Genomic DNA, 16837 nt, shown 5'->3' with positions numbered 1-16837 from the left:
ATCGAAGTGGCGGCGCCGCCCGAGTCGGGCAAGCCCGGCTCCAACACCGTGTATATCGAAGTGAAGGCGCTGGACGATGAAACCGTGGCGGTACGCGAGAAGTCGGTGTTCCTGATACCGCAGTAAGCGTCAGAGCCGTCACCGACAAGGGGAAGCATGGAGCGATCCGGCTTCCCCTTCGTACATCTGGCAAGGTCTGTTCAGCCCAGTTCCTTGATACGCCGGTAGAGCGTGCGCTCGCTCATGCCCAGTTGTGACGCCAGCGCTTTGCGGGACCCGCGGTGGCTTTGCAGCGCGGCACGCAACTCCGCATCGCTCAGTTGTCCGCGTCCGAGCGGCATGTGGGGGCCGTTCCTTGTTTCGGCCTCCGCGGCCGCATCGCCGCCGGATTCGCCGAATTGCAGCTCCTCCGGCAGGTGCCGCAGTTGCAGCAGGTCGCCGTCGCACAGCAGGCTGGCGCGCTCCAGGATGTTGCGCAGCTCCCGCACATTGCCCGGGTAATCGTAGGCCAGCAGGCAGTCCAGCGCGTCCGCGGCGATGCCCAGTGGGCGCTCCGGCGCCACCCGTTTGAGCAGGGCTTCGGCCAGTAGCGGGATGTCTTCGCGGCGGCGGCGCAGCGGCGGCAGGCTGATCGGAAAGGCATTCACGCGGTAGAACAGGTCCTGGCGGAACTGGCCTTTTTCCACCAGGGCCTTGAGCGGCCGGTGGGTGGCGGACACCAGGCGGATGTCGGCGCGGATCAGCTCGGTGCCGCCGACCCGCCGGTAGGTGCCGGTTTCCAGCAGGCGCAGCAGCTTGACCTGCATCGCCAGTGGGATGTCACCCAGCTCGTCGAGGAACAACGTGCCGCCGCTGGCCACTTCGACGAGGCCGCTCTTGCGCGTGGTTGCGCCGGTGAAGGCGCCGCGCTCGTGGCCGAACAGTTCGCTCTCGAACAGGGTTTCGGTGAGGCCGGAGCAATCCACCGCCACGAAGGGGCGGTCGGCGCGCCGGCTCGCCTCGTGGATGGCCTGGGCGGCCAGCTCCTTGCCGGTGCCGGATTCTCCCTGCAGCAGCACGCTGGCTTCGGACGGGGCGACGCGGGCCACCAGCTCCAGCATGGCCAGAAAAGTCGATGCGCGGCCGATCAGGCCCTGATCCGCGGCGACGCCGCGGGCCACCGGCAGTGGCTCCAGCTTCTCGATGAAGAAGGCGATCTCCCCGCCCCGGTCGCGGATCGGCGACAGCTCGATGTTCTCGTAGCGCTCGCCGCCGGCGGTGTGGTGCAGATGCACCACACGCTCCCGCTGGCCGGACTGCAGGCTGCGCGCCAGCGGGCAGGATTCGCCAGCCTGGTCGCAGGGCACCGGGTAGTGGTGGGACACCTCGTAGCAGTGGCGCCCGATCAGGTCGTCCGGCCGCTCGCACTTGGCGCGGTAGGCGCCGTTGGCGGCCAGAATGCGGTAGTTGCGGTCGCACAGGATGTGCGGCTCCGGCAGGGTGTCGAGGAAGGAGACGAGTTCGGGGAGGGGGTGAGGACCGATGGTCATGGGAAAAGGCTTTCTGCCAGCAGGTCTGCCGGATGCTGTCATGGCAGACCGCCACGGTCAAATCGCGCCGGATGACCACTTTCGGGTCTCGTCGCGCGTTGGCGGCTGGAAGAACTGCCAGGCAAGCGCATGGCAGTTCGCTTGGCAGGCCCGATGGCAGCGCGCTCCGCGGTGCGCGGGCGTAAGTGCTTGATGCGCAAGGGCTTGGTGTCGCGAACTCAAGTGGCATGGATGTTGATTAGCTGGAGCTGATACAGCTTGACGACCACCGCCAGCCCAACCGAGAGGACTCCATGCCCACCACGACCCTGCCGCCGGCCTTCGGCGGACCCGAATCTCCCCGCAATCCGTCCCGCCGGACCCTGCTCATCGCCACCGCCGGAGCCGGCGGGGCGCTGGCGGTGGCTGCCGCTGCGCCCTTCGTGGCGACGCTAACCCCGTCCGAGCGCGCGATGGCCGCCGGGGCACCGGTGGAGGTGGATATCGACAAGCTCGCCCCGGGCGAACTGATGGTCGTCGAATGGCGCGGCAAGCCGGTGTGGATCCTCCGGCGTACCCCCGACATGCTGGCCGCGCTGGCCCGGGCCGAGCCGCAGCTGGCCGATCCGCAATCCGGCGTGGCTTCCCAGCAGCCCGAGTACGCGCGCAACGCCCATCGCTCGCGTAATCCGGAGATCTTCGTGGCGGTCGGTATCTGCACCCATCTCGGCTGCTCGCCGTCCAGCGCCTTCCAGGCCGGCAACCCGACCCTCGGTGCGGACTGGCCCGGCGGTTTCCTGTGTCCGTGCCATGGCTCGACCTTTGATCTGGCGGGGCGGGTTTTCAAGAACAAGCCGGCACCGACCAACCTGGAGATCCCGCCCTACAAGTACCTGAGCGACACCCGCCTGCTGATCGGCGCAGACGATGCCGCGGCGGCCTGACGTCGATGGAGGATGGCCATGAACAAGATTCATCCTGATGCCCGAATGCTCCAGGACACGGACCCCGTGTTGCGTCTGCTGTCACTGCTGACAGGGGTTCTGCTGGCCGTGCTGCGGATGGCAGGGCATTGAGGGGCGTGGCCATGTACTTCCGGCAGTTCTTCGACCCACGTACTTCCGCGATGAGCTATCTGCTCGCCCCGGCGGGGGGCGCTGCGGCGGTCGCCGTCGATCCCAATCCCGATCCCTGTCAGGCGCTGCTGCTCCAGTCCCTGCTGGCCGAGCGTGGGTTTGAGCTGCGGATGATCCTGCTGACCCACGTCCATGGCGACATGCTGGAACGCCTGGCCCACCTCTATCCGGCGGTGCCGCTGGTGGCCGGCGCGCCCCCGGACGGTGGCGAACGCTACCGTGCGGTTGCCGCGGGGGACACGCTTCTCGTCGCTGCCGAACCGATCCGTGTGATCGCCACGCCTGGCCATACGCCGTTCAGCGTCAGTTATCTGTGGCAGGACCGCCTGTTCTGCGGCGATGCATTGGAGCTGGGCGGTTGCGGCCTCGCGGAAGGGGACATCTGCGATCCGGGACGCATGTATGACTCGGTCGTCGACCGGCTGTTCGTGCTGCCGGACGAGGTGCTGGTCTTTCCCGGCCACGACGTGCATGGGCGCACCGTGTCGACGATTGGCGAGGAGCGTCAGCGCAATCCCTTCTTCCTGCTGCGCTCCCGCGACGCCTTCATGACCGCCTTCCGGGAGCGTCAGCGACCGAAGCCTGCCGGCTTCCGTTTCGATACCTGAACCGCGCGGGGACGTCGCTCAGGCCATCCCGGCGAGCAGCCGCTCCCGCTCGAAGCACCAGTGCCACGGCTCGTACAGATAGCCTTCGGGGTTGCCGCGCGGGAAGGACAGCGTGTAGCCGTGCTGCGCCGCATGGGCGTTCAGCCAGGCGAAGGCGGTTGTGTCTTCGAAGGACTCGTCCGCCGGCGGACCGCCGGGCGTCGTCACGTCGATGGCGCAGCCCGTGTGGTGTTCCGATGTGCCCGGAATGGCCAGCACGCTCAGGATGTCGGCCAGCGCGAGGCCATTGTCCAGCTTGCGGCGGATCAGCTCCGCCTGGCGCTCGATGCTGCGGAAGGCCGATACCAGCTCCAGCACGATCCCGTCCTCCGCGGCGGCGGCCTGCATTTCCCGCCACGCCTGCGCTGCCCGCGGCTGCAGCAGGAATCCCCGGGTGGCGCGTGTTTCCACCACGACCAGATCCTGCGCTTCGTTGAACAGGCGCAGCCCGCGCCGGGCGATCTCGCCGGCCGGGATGCCGAGTTGGTGGAGGAGGTCGGGCAGCTGCGTCTGCGGATTCGAAAGGGGGAGAGCCATGGCCGTGGGCGTGAAGGGGAGCGGGCCCGATCCGGCCCGGCGGCTATCCTAATACGAGGGCCGTGCGACAGGCACGCCGCAGTGGTGCGGGGCCGTCCTCCCGCCGGGGGCAGGCTCAGCCCGCGGGGCGCAGCGTGTCCGCGGGGCGGCCATCGGCCGGCCGGTCCGGGCCGTCCCCGGTATCGTGGCGGGCCCGGTAATCGCTTGGCGACAGGCCGGTCCATTCGCGGAAGGCGCGGCGGAAGCTGCGTTCATCGGCGAAGCCGAGCACGTCGGCCACCTCGCGGATCGGCTCGCGGCCGCGCAGCATGCGCTGTGCATGGAGGGAGCGGGCCGCCCGCGACAGCATGCTGTAGCTGACGCCTTCCCGGTCGAGCATGCGCGCGAGGGTGCGGCGGCTGACCCCCATGTAGCGGGCCATCTCCTCCGACGAGCGGATCTCGCGGATGTGGTCCGACAGGAACTGCAGCGGCGTGCGCGCGCCCGGCGCCTCGGCACTGTCCACCTGGGCGCACAGGCGCAGCAGGTGGCTGCGCACATCGGAATTGGGCACACCGGTCGGGCGCTGGATCCATTCCCGCGTGAAATGGATCTGGGCGATATCGGCGCCGAGTTTCACCGGGCAGCCGAAAAAGTCTTCCAGGGCCTGCCGGGAAATTCCTTCCGAATGCGTCAGCTCTACCTGCCGCGCAATCGGAATGCCCGGTGTGCGCGAACGGGATACCGACAGGCAATTGACGAAATGAAATAGCTCGAGGGCGCTGCGCATTTCCGGGTCGTGGAATTTCGGAATATGCAGCATGCTCAGTCCGCCATTGCCGCCGGATTCCGGCACCGCGCTCCAGGCTGTGCGGAAACTGCGCGCGCAAAAGCGGATGCCTTCCTCGCCGGTGGGAAAGGCCATGGCCGCCAGCCCGATGAGGCCGAAGCTGGCGAAATTGACGCGCGACGCGTGATTGAAAAGGGATTCCCCCTTGTCGGCGCCGTGCCACAGGCGTTCGAGGATGCGCCGCAAGTCCACGTAGGAGATGATCATCGCCGGCCAGTCCTGGGCCGACACGTCGAGCCCCAGCTCCCGCTCCAGCGCGGGCGGCAGGGCGCCCCGTTCCCGCGCCCAGGCGATCAGCCCGGACAGCTGGTAGAGCGTGAACTGGCGGTCGTGGATGCCGATGTCCCAGCCCCGGGCGGCGCCGTAGCCCGCTGCAGAAGCCGCGTGGCGCAGATTGTCCGGGTCCAGGTATCCCATCGGGTCTCTCCATGCTCGGATTGGTGGGCCTTGCCGATTGCAGGGCGGGGGTGAAGGGGGCACGGGGGCGCGCCGGGTGGTGCCAATTCCCGCGTGTTCCCGTGAGGCCGAATTGGGAAGGCGTGGCCGGTCAGGTACACAGAGTCGGGGAAAAATATAGCAAAGGCCCACGGCGTACCCAACGCAATCCTTGCGATAAGCAATCCATTAATCCTTCTAAACGTGGCACGGATTGTCCTTCTCTCAGGATGGGCCGCGCCCCAACAATAGCGTCCAGATTAGGCGGATCGTCCAGGGTATGAATTGGATGGGGCGCCGCAGCCAATAACCCTTTTTATTTATTCAATCCGGATCATGTCATCCTCCCGCGACTCCGCTCTTGCCAGTCAATTGAATCCGGCCGATTGCCTTGCCGGCGCGGCGGATTCCACGTCGTCCCGCGATTGGGCGGCGCATGCGTCCCTGGCATTGCTGCTGGCCCTCGGCGTGGTCTGCGTGATGGACGCGATGATCATTGCGTCGCTGCTCACGCCGATCAAGAACGAGTTCGGCTTCAGCGACGAGCAGATCGGCCGCCTGTCGTCCCTGTTCACCTTCGCCGGCATCGTCGGCGCGCCGGTCTTCGGCTTCCTCGCCAACCGCCTCGGGCGCAAGGCGGTGCTGCTCACCGGCGTATTGCTGTGGAGCGTGGCGGCGGCGGCCACCGGCCTTGCCGAGGGTTTTGCCGGCCTGCTGCTGTGGCGCATCGTCACCGGCTTCGGCGAGGCCGCCTACAACAGCCTGGCGCCGAGCTGGCTGGCGGACCTGTACCGTCCCAAGTGGCGCAACCTGGTGTTCTCGCTGTACATGCTGAAGAACAAGATCGGCGCCGCGCTGGCGCTGGCCGTCGGCGGCTGGGTCGCCGCCCAGTATGGCTGGCGTGCCGCCTTCTTCGTCGCCGGCGTGCCGGGGCTGGCCCTTGCCCTAGCCTTGGTGTGGGTTCGGGAGCCGGAACTGGGCGGCAGCGAAGCCCGGGCTGCCGGCGGCGCCAAGGCGGAGCGGCCGGACTTCCGGGCCAGCCTGGCGGTGTTCCGCAGCCCCGGTTACGTGCTGCATGGCGCGGCGCTGGTGTTCTTCTTCACCGCCATGTCGGTGCAGATGTGGATTCCGGCCTTCCTGCATCGCGTCCATGGGCTCGCCAACCAGCAGGCTTCGGCCTTCCTGGCCCAGACGCTGCTCTTCACGCTGCCGGCCGGCCTGATCGGCGGCTACCTGTCGAGCCTGCTCCTGCGCCCGTACCGCTGGGGCTTCCCGGCCTTCCTGAGCAGCACCTCGGTGATCGCCGCAGCGGCCTTCACGCTGGCCTACACCACGGCCGACCTGGCCCTGGCGCAGATCCTGATCGTCGCCGCCATCGCCAGCTTCGGCCTCAGCGCCGGTACGCTGACCACGCTGGTGGTGGAGACCGTGCCGCCGCGCCTGCGCAACAGCGCCGCGGCTTTTTCGGTGGTGTTGACCTCCGGCGTGGCCGGCGTCATCGGCCCCGAGCTGGTCGGCATCCTGTCCGACCGCTACTCCCTCGCTACGGCGGTGCTGGTGGCGCCGGCCTGCTACCTGGCCGCCGGCCTCGTCTGGCTGGGGCTGGCCGTGGCCATCAAGCTGAGCCCGGCCCGCGTGCTGCCCAGCGCTTCCTGAACTTCCCCCGCAACCCGCAACGAAAGCCTGCCATGAGCCTCATCACCGCGACGCCCGAACGGGACGCCGCCCGCGCCGCTGCGCCCGCCGACCTCCGCTTCGAGCCCTATCCCGGCGACTGGATCGCCACCGCCCGCTCCCTCGCCGCCGAACTCAAGCCCGGCGCCGCCGAGCGCGACCACCAGCGCATCCGTCCCGCCGACGCGATCCGCCGCCTGCGCGAGACCGGCATCGTCAACCTCTTCTACCCGCGGGAGCACGGCGGGGGAGGGGGCAGCGTGCGCGACGCCGCCTGGTCGGTGCTGGAGATCGCCCGCGGCGACGGCTCGGTCGGCGCGCTGCTGGGTTTCCACATGTACAACTCGGCGGTGCCGCTGTTCCACGACTTCACCGGCGACAACGCTGCCATCGTGCGCCAGGCCACCGCCGGGCGCTGGTACTGGGGCAACGTGACCCAGTACGTGAACCGGGAGTTCTTCGCCACGCCCCATCCGGACGGCGGCTACGTCATCAACGGCGTCAAGAAGTGGAACACCGGCGCGCCCCTCGCCAACGTCACCACCGTGCTGGCCGAGCACAGCAACCGCCAGCACTTCATCTATGGCTATCTGCCGACCGACCGGGAAGGCATCCGCTTCCACGACGACTGGAACCCCATCGGCCTGCGCGGCGCCGACTCCAGCACAGTGAGCTTCGACAACGTGCGCCTCTACGCCGACGAGGTGATCCCGTGGAAGCATGCCGGCGCCCAGCGCAGCGTGCTGCCCTTCTGGACCACCTTCGGGGCGCTGTATTACTCGGCGGTGTACCTCGGCTCGGCGCTGGCCGCGCTGGACGCCGCCCGCGACTACGCGCTGCACGACCGGCGCCAGTCGATCCTGCCGGGCGCCAGTTCCATCGGCGGCGACCCGCTGGTGCAGACCCAGTTCGCCGACCTGTGGATCAAGGTCGAGGCGGCGCTGGGCTACTTCGACCGCTTCATCGCCGACCTGCAGGCGGGCTGGGACGGCCGCGCCCACATCGACGAGGACGGCCTGTCCGAGCTGTCGGTCAAGTCGCTGGGCCTGCGCTCCCACGCCTCGCAGATCGCGCTGGAGGTGACGCCGCGGGTCTTCGAGTTCGCCGGCGGCCGCGGCACCAGCGCTGCCAACGACTTCGACCGCTACTGGCGCGACGTCCGCACGCTGGCCTCCCACGATCCGCTGGTCCTGTCCCTGCGCCTGGTGGGCGACTACGCGCTGAACGGCACCCTGCCACGCTTCCCGTCGCGCTTCCCCGAACCCGCCCAGGCCTGATCCGCCCCCCGACCCCGCAACCGAGAGAACCCGACATGACCCAGATCATCGACTGGCACACCCACTGGCTGTCGCCCCGCGCGCTGGCCTTCCTCGAAACCCGCGACGCCGCGCCGCGCGTGCAGCGCCGCCCCGACGGCGGCCTGGAGTTCCTGGTGAACAGCTCGGTGCTGTCCCGCGCGATCCCCATCGGCCCGACCTTCTTCGACGGGCCGACCCGCATCGCCCACATCGACGAGGCCGGCATCGACCACCAGGTGATCTCCTGGCCGACCACGCTGGGTGTCGACCCGGCCCTTGATGCGGCGGCCTCCCGCACGCTGTTCCGTGACTACAACGACGACCTGGCGGAGCTGGTGTCCCGCCATCCGGGCCGCCTCAGCGGCCTCGCCGCGCTGACCACCGCCGACGTCGAATGGTCGGCCCGCGAGCTCGACCGGGCCCACCGGGAGCTGGGCCTGATCGGCGCGGTGCTGCCGGCGGGCGCCTTCCTCAGCCTCGACGGCGCCCGCCACGTGGCGCCGATCCTCGAAGTGGCCCAGCGCCACGGCAGCCACCTCTACCTGCACACCGGCCTGGCCCATCCCTGCGTGCCGGGGCAGTGGGCCCATCCGCCGGCGGCCGACGCCGCCACCGCCCGCTGGCTGCTGGAATCCACGTCCCAGTTCTCGGCGGCGTGGATCACCCTGGCCCTCACAGACTTCCTCGCCCCTTTCCCGGACGTGACGGTGCAGCTCGCCATGCTCGGCGGCATCCTGCCGGCGCTGGCCGGCTCCATTGACGCGCGGGGCCGCAAGGAAGGCCTGCCGCCGCAGCTGCCGGCGCTGCGCCGCATCTACATCGACACCGGCGTGCTCGGCAGCGACCCGCAAGCCCTCGGCCTGGCGGTGCGCGTGCTGGGGGCCGAGCGGATCCTCTTCGGCTCCGACTACCCGCTGGTGCCGAGTGCGCCGGTGTTGGCCGCGGTGCGCGGCAGCGGCCTCGACGCCCACACCCTGCAGACCCTCTTCAACAACGGGCGGGAGATTCTCGAACGCCTGGCCCGGGCCGCCTGAGCGCCGCCCGGCCCCGCATCGACCCAGGAGACTCCGATGACCGTGACCCTCGGCGCAGCCCCGCCCGCGCCCGCCGCCACCCCGACCCGCAGCGCCCTCAGCCTGACCCGCTGCCCGGCGGTGCCTACCGCCTCGGCGCTGGCCTACCAGCTGGGCTACCTGCAAGAAGAGTTCGCCGACGAGCCCGGCTTCGACGTGAGCTTCAAGTCCATCGGCTTCACCGGCAAACTGAGCTACGCCCACCACGAGCGCCTGTGGATCCGCAATGCCGGCCACGCGCCGGCGGTGTGGGCGCGCGCCCACGGGGTGGACAACCGCATCGTCGCGCTGGCCTGGCTGGAAGGTTCCTACCCGCTGAAGGTGCTGGCGGCTTCCGGCATCGCCACGCCGGCCGATCTCAAGGGCCGCCGCGTCGGCATCATCGGGCGGGCCGAGCAGGCCTTCGACCTGATGATCGCCCAGCAGCTCAAGCTCTTCTCGGCGGCCCTGGCGACGGCCGGGCTCAGCCTTGCCGACGTGCAGCGCGTGGATCTGCCGGCGCCGCCCCATTCCACCGAGCCGGGGCCCGACGGGCTGCGCCGCGACTATTTCAGGGAGCAGGCCGCCGTGCTCGCCGAGGCCCTGCGCTCCGGGCAGGTGGACGCGGTGTTCGCCCGTCTGCCGGCCGACGTGGAGGCCGAACTGGGCATCCGCACCGTGTATGAGAGCCGCGACAACCCGGACCCGCTGGCCCGCGTGCACCCCTCGGTGCTGCGCGGCCTGGCGGTGAGCGGGGCGCTGCTCGACGAGCGACGCGACATCGTGGTGCGCTACCTGGCCCGCCTGCTGCAGGCTGCCGAATGGGCACTGGCCCACCCGGACGAGACGGTGACCTTGATCGCCCGCGACTTCAACGTGGCCCCCGAGATTCTTGCCGGCGCCTACGACAGCGTAGCCCAGGGCGTGCAGATCGACATGGATGCGGACAAGGTCGCCAGCCTGCGCGTGCAGAAGGACTTCCTGCTCGAGCACGGCTTCATCCCGCAGGACTTCGACATCGGGCCGTGGGTGGACCCGGCGCCCCTCGCCGAGGCCCGGCAGCTGCTGGCCGACTGGAAGGCTGCCGGCAAGGTCTAGCTCGGGCCCCGATTCCCCGACCCTTATTCCCCTTTTTCATTGAAACCGAAACGGCCGGCAGCGCCCCTGGCGGGTGGGCCGTGCCCTCTTGCGCGGAGAACACAGTGCATCACGTAAAGCGATTCAAACGACAGCGCATCGCCCTGGCCGTCGCCGGCACCCTGATCGGCCTCGGCAGCATCCCGGCCGCCTGGGCCGCAGATGGCGAGGCGGACAGCGCCGCCCTCGACACGGTGGTCATCACCGCCACCAAGCGCTCGGAAAAACTGCAGGAGGTGCCCGCCGCGGTGACCGCCATCAGCGGTGCCGACATCCAGGATGCCGAGCTGCGCACCACCAAGGACGTGGCCAAGTTCGTGCCGGCGGCCCAGGGCTGGAACACCGAGAGCCGCGCGCGACCGCGCTTCTTCATCCGCGGCGTCGGCTCCAACGAAGCCACCAACAACGCGGTCAATCCCATCGGCTTCTACTCCGATCAGGTTTACTACAACAACAACCTGTTCCAGGGCGCGCCGCTCTACGACCTTCAGCAGGTGGAAGTGCTGCGCGGGCCGCAGGGCACCCTGTGGGGCAAGAACACCACCGGCGGCGCCTTCCACTTCATCTCCAAGAAACCCACTTTCAACACCGACGGCTATGCCCGCTTCGAGGCCGGCAGCTACGGCACCCGCGTGGCCGAAGGCGCCATCGGCGGCGAATTGAAGGAAGGCGTGCTGGCTGGCCGTGCCGCCGTGCATTACGAGGAGCGCGGCGGCCTCGCTACCAACACCACCAACGGCCGCGACGTCGGCGACTTCCGCGACTTCGCCGGGCGCTTCCAGCTGCTGGCCCTGGTGACGCCGGACTTCGACGCTAGCCTGGCCCTCAACCTGCGCAACCTGGAAGGCACGCAGAACCCCTGGTACTCGGTCACCCGCAACGGCGCGGCGGACCTCAACGGCTATGTGGCGCCCATCGGCAATGGCAACGGTGATCGCCGCCATGTCGCCTACAACGTGGACCTGCCCCTGCGCGTCGAGACCCAGGGCCTCAACCTGACCCTCAACTGGGCCCTCGGCGGGCTGACCCTGACCTCCATCACCGCCGTCGACCACGGCCGCCGCTGGGGCGTGGCGGATTCCGACTACACGCCCTACGAATACCGTACCGGCAGCAACGCGCGCTCCTACAACCGAAACAGCGTGACCCAGGAGAGCCAGGAGTTCCGCCTCGCCTCGCGCAAGGACCAGGACCTCAGCTGGATCGCCGGGGCTTACTTCTTCCACGACAAGAACGACTCCTTCACCACCAACGCCAAGCTCACCGGCACCACGGGCACCCAGTCGTACAACTACACGGCCTACACCCAGGACACCCGCAGCACGGCCCTCTTCGGCAGCGCCGGCTACCGCGTGAACGAGCGCTTCAAGCTCAACGGCGGCGTGCGCTACACCCGCGAGACGGTCGGCATCGACCTCACCACGCGCATCGCGTCGAGCGGCGCGGCCTTCCCGGTGGCCGCCGACTGGTGGTCGCCGGACTCCCTGGGCGCTGCCACCACCAGCACCTATTACTCGACCAACGGGCGGGTGGAGAACAGCTGGTCCAACCTCGGCTACGACTTCACGCCCGAGTACCGCCTGGCCACCAACCAGCTGCTTTACGTGCGCCACGCCAGCGGCTTCCGCTCCGGCAACTACAACACCTACATCACCCCCAACGGGGTGCCTGGCGTCTCGCAGTTCTCGGTGGTCAAGCCGGAGAAGCTCAAGTCCTACGAGGTGGGCTACAAGAGCAGCTGGCTCGACCAGCGCCTGATCTTCAACACCAGCGCCTTCCACTACGACTACAAGGACATGCAGCTGGTGGTGAACCAGGTGTTCGGCAGCGCCTTCTACCCGACGCTGATGAACGCCGGTGCCGGCGAGGTGGACGGCATCGAGTTCGAGACCCAGTTCCAGGCCACGTCGGCCCTCAAGCTGCGCGCCAACCTGAGCAGCCTGCGCACCAAGTTCAACGAGCTCACCGCAGGGGGCAAGAGCTACGCCGGCTTCAACTTCGCCCGCGTGCCGCGCGTCACCAGCCTGCTCGGCGCCGACTACCGCCTGCCCGTCGCCGGCGGCAGCCTGCTGCTCAGCACCGACTGGAGCTACACCAGCCAGGTGAATTTCAACGTCACCGACAACACCGACCCCTACGCCATCCAGGAAGCCTTCTGGCTCGGCAGCCTGCGCGCCGCCTACACGCTGCCCGGCAGCAAGGTCACCGTCGGCGCCTACGTGAACAACGTGACCGACCAGCGCTACAAGAACCAGGCCATGCTCTACCAGGGCGGCACCAACGCCACCAATGGTCACTATCCGACCGGCTACGGCGAGCCGCGCATCGTGGGGCTGAGTCTGAGCTTGAAGTACTGACAAGCACGAGGGCGCGCCGGCGCCCGCTTACGGTTGCTGCTTGCCCAGGTACTGCAGGTAGGCGACCAGTTCCCAGATCTGTTCCTCGCTGAAGGCGCCGCCCCACGGGGGCATCACGTCGGCGCCCTGGCGGCCCTTGGAGATGGTCTCGTAGGCCACTTCAGCGGGCAGGTCGGTGCGGCCCTTGAAGTCGGGGGCGCGGCCGCCGACGCCTTCGAAGCCGTGGCAGTAGCCGGCACAGGTCTTGGCGAAGCGGCGCTTGCCGGCATCGATACGGGCCTGCTCGTTGAGGTCGAAGGGGGCCAGCGGGCCGGTGCCCTGGCCGGCAGGCGTGCTGGCCAGGCGCTTCACGTAGGCGACGAGCTGGTCGATCTCCTTCGCTTCGAGCACGGTGCCCCACGGCGGCATGGCCTTGTCGCCGTGCTTGCCGTGAATGATGCGGTCGCGGATGCGTTCTTCCGGCAGGTCGCTGCGGGCCGCCAACTTGGGGCCGTAGCTGGCGTTGGCGCCGCCGGGGGCCACGCCGGCGCCGCCCGTACCGTGGCAGCTCACGCACAGCTTGTCGAAGCGGTTGTGGCCGGCGGCGACCAGCGCCTTGCCTTCGTCGGGTGGCGGGGCGACCGCGTGGGCCGGGGCGAGCAGGGCGAGCAGCAGGGCGGGGGCGAATGCCCGCAGGCGGGTGGGGAGGGGGTTCATGGTCTTGTCTCCGATTGGAACTGGGGTCTTGTTGGGGCGAATTCATTCGCCCTCTGTGCGTCGATCCACCTCCGTGGGCGAATGAATTCGTCCCAACGGGATAGCAGGGGAATAAAAAAGGGGTGTGGCACCTGGAGGTCTGCACCACACCCTGGGAACAGCACGGCGGGCCGCGTCCGGACCCGTCGTGCCGCGGAGCTCGTAAGGCGGGCTTACTCGAGGGTGAAGCCGATCAGCGCGGCACCGCCGGGCAGGTCCTTGATCTGCGGGAAGGCGCCAGCCAGGAAGCCCGGGGCGTGGGAGCCGAGGCCGGTGGGGATCACGATGTACTGCTTGCCCTTGACGGCGTAGCTGACCGGGCCGCCACGGGCGCCGGAGCCGGCGTTGAAGCGCCACAGTTCCTTGCCGTTGTCGGCGTCGTAGGCGTACAGGCGGCCTTCCATGTCGCCGGTGAACACCAGCCCGCCGGCGGTGGTCAGCACGCTGGAGAGGGGCGGCAGGTCGTAGTGGATGCTCCACTTGACCTTGCCGGTCAGCGGGTCGCGGGCGTCGAGGCGGCCGTCGGGTTTCTTGCCGTTGGGCGGGGGCACCAGCTTGATCTCGTCGATGCCGAGGGACAGGGCCGAGATGGCGGTCAGGTTGGCCGGGTCGTCTTTGCCGGAGACCACCTCGTTACATACTTCCATCGCGTGGGAGTACCACAGGCCGGTGCCCGGGTTGTAGGCGCCGTGGTTCCAGCTGCGTGCGCCGAGCAGGTTGGGGCACAGCAGCTCGCGCTTGCCGGGCTGGGGCCGGCGTGGTTCGATGAGGGCGCCGGTCTTCGGGTCGATGCCCTTGGACCAGTTCATGTTCTCGGCGAACTGCCAGACGTTCTCCAGCGCGCCGTCCTTCTTGTCCATCACGAACACGAAGCCGCTCTTGTTGAGGTGGACGATCACGTCCTTGCCGTCCTTCTTGACCAGCAGGGCCTCGTAGGCGGAGTCGAAGTCCCAGGTGTCGTGGGGGATTTCCTGGCGGTGCCACTTGAGCTTGCCGGTCTTCGGATCGAGGGCCAGCAGGGTCGAGGTGTACTTGTTGTCGCCCTCGCGGCCGGGGGTGTAGTAGTCGGGTGCGGCGTTGGAGGTGCCGATGTAGATGGTGTCGGTGCTCTCGTCGTAGGTGCCGGGCATCCACGCCGAGCCGCCGCCCACCTTGCCGCTGTCGCCGGGCCAGCTGGCCGGGTCGTTCTTGATCACGTCGAAGGTCCATACCGGCTTGCCGGTGTCGGCATTCACCGCGTAGATCTTGCCGGCGATGGGCTGGTCGCCGCCGGTGGTGCCGCCGAACAGCACGTCGCCGGCCAGCTGGGGCGGGGCCGAGAAGAGCGCGCCGTACTGGGTCTTGGGATCGGTGAGCTGGGTGGACCACAATTCCTTGCCGGTCTTCTGGTCGAGGGCGATGAAGCGCCCGTCGAGGCTGCCGATGAAGACCTTGCCGCGGCCCACCGTCACCCCCCGGCTGGCGGAGGCATAGAAGGCCTGCTTGGCGATCGGGTTGAGCTTGGCGGTGTAGTGCCAGATCGTCTTGCCGGTGGCGGCGTCCACCGCCCAGGCGTTGTTGTCGGCGGAGATGTAGTACAGCACGCCGTCCAGCACGATGGGGGTGGCCTGCAGGCCGTGGGTGATGTTGCCCGGCTGGTGGATCCACGCCACCTTGAGCTTCTTGACGTTGGTCTTGTTGATCTGGGTCAGCGGGCTGTAACGCCAGGCGTTGTAGCTGCGGTGGTACTGGGGCCAGTTGTCGGCGTCGGCATAGCCGGGGCGGGTGTCGGCGGCCAGCGCGCTGCCGGCGATCAGGCCGGCGGCACCGAGACAGGCGGCCAGGCGGAGTTGTGCGATCTTCATGGTGGTGTCCTTGTGGTCTTCTGGTGTGTCGGGGCGGGGGCTCAGAACGTGAAGTTCAGGCCGACGTTGAGCAGCGTGGATTTGTTGCCCACACTCGGAATGCCGGCGGCGACGATGCTGGTCTTGATGGTGGCGGCGGAGCCCGCATCTACGTAGGCCATCTGGGCGTACAGGATGGTGTCGCTGCGCAGCGCGTAGTCGTTGCTGATGACGACGTTGCGGGTGTGGTCATCCTTGTTCATGCGGTCCTTGTTGTCGTAATAGGCAAGGGTCGCGGTGTTCTTGGGATGCCACTTCCAGTCGGTGCCGACGCCGATTGCATTGACGTTGGAGACGTTGGCTCCGGTGCTGAGTGAATTGCGCGCGTTGAGGTAATTGGCCTTGAAGGTGAAGTCGCCGAAGGGCACCGCGAAGCCGAGGCCGCCGTGGCGTACGTTGTCGTTGGCCGTGGCCTGGTCCTTGATGACCTGATAGGACGCTGATAGCACCACCGGACCGGTATAGGTGCCGCCTACCGCCCACACGCTGTTCTTGTCCGTGCTGCCGGCCTGGCCGCCGGGGGAATACAGCACGCCGAAGCTGTAGGGGCCGAGGGTGTGGCGGTACTGGATGGCGTTGCTGAAGAAAATGCCGACGTCGTTGTTGGTGTTGCGGTCGGTGCCCGGCGCGCCGTTGGTGGCGGCGTACTGGTTGTAGGCCCAGGCGTAGAGGTTGGAGAATTGTTCCTTGAAGGCGCGCGGCTCGGTGCCGATGTGGGCCAGCAGCGCCGGGCCGTACTGGCGGCCGAAGGTCACGCTGCCCCAGTCGCCGCGCAGGCCCAGGTTGGCCTGGCGGCGGAAGAACGGGGTGCCGTTGCCCTGGGCGTCGCCGCTGCCGTGGAACTGGCCGTTGTTGGTGTCGAAGTGGGCTTCCAGGTTGAAGAAGCCCTCCAGCCCTTGGCCCAGGTCACGGTCCCCCTTGAAACCGATGATGGTCTGGCGCAGGCCGCTGGTTTCCATCGAAGACTTGCTCTTGCCGTCGGTGCCGGTCTTGCTCTGGTAGAGCAGGCCGGCGTCGATGATGCCGTAGATCGCCACATTGGTTTCGGCCAGCGCGGGCAGGGCCAGACCAGCAAGGGCGATGGCGACCGCGTGGCGGAGAGGGCGCGGGTTCTGCAGACTGCCCTTGGATACGAATGCGTGCTGAATCATGGATATGTCTCCTCGTTATTGTCTTTCCGGCTATTCCGCCGGAAGCATCCGGATTCCGCCGGCTTAATAGACCGGTGGTGAGGAGGGAATTGCAATTACTTTGCCAGGTCCGGATTTCCCTATTCGGACGGGGAATAAGCGGGGGTGAGCAGGAAATAGGGTGTGAAATGAGAGACAGGTGTCTCAATTGGCGGAGCGGGAATGGAGACAGGCGTCTCTTTTGTCTCTGCCGTCTCAGTGCTTATTGCTGTCCGCAGCGCGCGGATTCGATGCCCGTTCGCGGAGAAGGCCTGTTGGCGGGCTGCCGCAAGGCGTGGCGTGGAAATTGCTGAAAGTCTGCAGGAAATGGCCCGCCATTTATATAACGAGCATAGACCGAATCCCCAAAGGAGCCTCCATGAACGCCACCGACAAATTCCTCGCCTCGTCCGCCCACGTGGACGAAGCGGCCGTAGCGC

14 protein-coding genes are annotated in these 16837 nt (G+C 68.2%); 7 read left to right on the top strand and 7 right to left on the bottom strand.

Going from position 1 to position 16837, the window contains the following annotated elements; genetic code table 11:
• Positions 1-200: 200 nt before the first annotated feature.
• Positions 201-1529 (bottom strand): sigma-54-dependent Fis family transcriptional regulator, encoded by a 1329-nt coding sequence (locus B4920_RS25080; RefSeq protein ID WP_079437484.1) that lies wholly within the window; start codon positions 1527-1529, stop codon positions 201-203.
• Between the two features lie 293 nt (positions 1530-1822).
• Between B4920_RS25080 and petA the strand changes: the two genes are divergently transcribed.
• Both petA and B4920_RS25070 read left to right on the top strand, forming a co-directional pair.
• A complete protein-coding gene (gene petA / locus B4920_RS25075; RefSeq protein ID WP_079437483.1) occupies positions 1823-2452 on the top strand; it encodes a ubiquinol-cytochrome c reductase iron-sulfur subunit in 630 nt (209 codons plus the stop codon).
• 143 nt (positions 2453-2595) lie between these two features.
• Positions 2596-3252, top strand: a complete 657-nt coding sequence (locus tag B4920_RS25070) for a hypothetical protein (RefSeq protein WP_079437482.1) — start codon at positions 2596-2598, stop codon at positions 3250-3252.
• Between the two features lie 18 nt (positions 3253-3270).
• On the opposite strand, the gene B4920_RS25065 is transcribed toward B4920_RS25070, so the two are convergent.
• Positions 3271-3828: a D-alanyl-D-alanine carboxypeptidase family protein gene (locus tag B4920_RS25065; RefSeq protein WP_079437481.1), complete on the bottom strand. Its 558-nt coding sequence runs from the start codon at positions 3826-3828 to the stop codon at positions 3271-3273.
• 115 nt (positions 3829-3943) lie between these two features.
• A complete protein-coding gene (locus B4920_RS25060) occupies positions 3944-5074 on the bottom strand; it encodes an AraC family transcriptional regulator (protein WP_079437480.1) in 1131 nt (376 codons plus the stop codon).
• Positions 5075-5428: 354 nt separating this feature from the next.
• Here B4920_RS25060 and B4920_RS25055 point away from each other — a divergent pair, with 354 nt between their 5' ends.
• The 5 genes from B4920_RS25055 to B4920_RS25040 all read left to right on the top strand — a co-directional run bounded on the left by B4920_RS25055 (position 5429) and on the right by B4920_RS25040 (position 12610).
• Positions 5429-6748, top strand: a complete 1320-nt coding sequence (locus B4920_RS25055) for an MFS transporter (RefSeq protein ID WP_079437479.1) — start codon at positions 5429-5431, stop codon at positions 6746-6748.
• A gap of 32 nt (positions 6749-6780) precedes the next feature.
• Complete coding sequence (locus tag B4920_RS25050; RefSeq protein ID WP_079437478.1) at positions 6781-8043, top strand: acyl-CoA dehydrogenase family protein; 1263 nt, start codon at positions 6781-6783, stop codon at positions 8041-8043.
• Between the two features lie 35 nt (positions 8044-8078).
• Positions 8079-9098 carry an amidohydrolase family protein gene (locus tag B4920_RS25045; protein WP_079437477.1) on the top strand — a complete coding sequence of 340 codons (1020 nt, stop codon included), beginning with the start codon at positions 8079-8081 and terminating at the stop codon, positions 9096-9098.
• A gap of 36 nt (positions 9099-9134) precedes the next feature.
• The gene (locus tag B4920_RS30035) at positions 9135-10214 is read left to right on the top strand and encodes an ABC transporter substrate-binding protein (protein WP_088179545.1); all 1080 of its coding nucleotides are present in this window, start codon (positions 9135-9137) and stop codon (positions 10212-10214) included.
• Positions 10215-10318: 104 nt separating this feature from the next.
• Positions 10319-12610, top strand: coding sequence for a TonB-dependent receptor (locus tag B4920_RS25040; protein ID WP_088179544.1), 2292 nt, complete (start codon positions 10319-10321; stop codon positions 12608-12610).
• A 27-nt stretch (positions 12611-12637) separates the two neighbouring features.
• On the opposite strand, the gene B4920_RS30640 is transcribed toward B4920_RS25040, so the two are convergent.
• From B4920_RS30640 to B4920_RS30030, 4 genes are all read right to left on the bottom strand, one after another.
• Complete coding sequence (locus tag B4920_RS30640; protein WP_088179543.1) at positions 12638-13306, bottom strand: c-type cytochrome; 669 nt, start codon at positions 13304-13306, stop codon at positions 12638-12640.
• 212 nt (positions 13307-13518) lie between these two features.
• Positions 13519-15189 (bottom strand): PQQ-binding-like beta-propeller repeat protein, encoded by a 1671-nt coding sequence (locus B4920_RS25025; RefSeq protein ID WP_079437475.1) that lies wholly within the window; start codon positions 15187-15189, stop codon positions 13519-13521.
• A 41-nt stretch (positions 15190-15230) separates the two neighbouring features.
• Entirely contained in the window at positions 15231-16379 is a 1149-nt protein-coding gene (locus B4920_RS25020; RefSeq protein ID WP_079437474.1) for a porin, read from the bottom strand.
• A gap of 241 nt (positions 16380-16620) precedes the next feature.
• The coding region (locus B4920_RS30030) for a hypothetical protein (RefSeq protein WP_216820022.1) at positions 16621-16837 on the bottom strand (217 nt) is incomplete at its 5' end.

It is taken from the genome of Zoogloea sp. LCSB751 (genome assembly GCF_002028455.1).
Lineage (GTDB): Bacteria > Pseudomonadota > Gammaproteobacteria > Burkholderiales > Rhodocyclaceae > Zoogloea.
This window is presented reverse-complemented; position numbering and strand designations above follow the sequence as displayed.

Coding starts and splice junctions, on each gene's coding strand:
- B4920_RS25050 (WP_079437478.1), top strand. CDS start 6,781: ATGAGCCTCATCACCGCGACGCCCGAACGGGACGCCGCCCGCGCCGCT.
- B4920_RS30035 (WP_088179545.1), top strand. CDS start 9,135: ATGACCGTGACCCTCGGCGCAGCCCCGCCCGCGCCCGCCGCCACCCCG.
- B4920_RS30640 (WP_088179543.1), bottom strand. CDS start 13,306: ATGAACCCCCTCCCCACCCGCCTGCGGGCATTCGCCCCCGCCCTGCTG.
- B4920_RS25070 (WP_079437482.1), top strand. CDS start 2,596: ATGTACTTCCGGCAGTTCTTCGACCCACGTACTTCCGCGATGAGCTAT.
- B4920_RS25065 (WP_079437481.1), bottom strand. CDS start 3,828: ATGGCTCTCCCCCTTTCGAATCCGCAGACGCAGCTGCCCGACCTCCTC.
- B4920_RS25080 (WP_079437484.1), bottom strand. CDS start 1,529: ATGACCATCGGTCCTCACCCCCTCCCCGAACTCGTCTCCTTCCTCGAC.
- B4920_RS25045 (WP_079437477.1), top strand. CDS start 8,079: ATGACCCAGATCATCGACTGGCACACCCACTGGCTGTCGCCCCGCGCG.
- B4920_RS25025 (WP_079437475.1), bottom strand. CDS start 15,189: ATGAAGATCGCACAACTCCGCCTGGCCGCCTGTCTCGGTGCCGCCGGC.
- B4920_RS25060 (WP_079437480.1), bottom strand. CDS start 5,074: ATGGGATACCTGGACCCGGACAATCTGCGCCACGCGGCTTCTGCAGCG.
- B4920_RS25055 (WP_079437479.1), top strand. CDS start 5,429: ATGTCATCCTCCCGCGACTCCGCTCTTGCCAGTCAATTGAATCCGGCC.
- petA (WP_079437483.1), top strand. CDS start 1,823: ATGCCCACCACGACCCTGCCGCCGGCCTTCGGCGGACCCGAATCTCCC.
- B4920_RS25020 (WP_079437474.1), bottom strand. CDS start 16,379: ATGATTCAGCACGCATTCGTATCCAAGGGCAGTCTGCAGAACCCGCGC.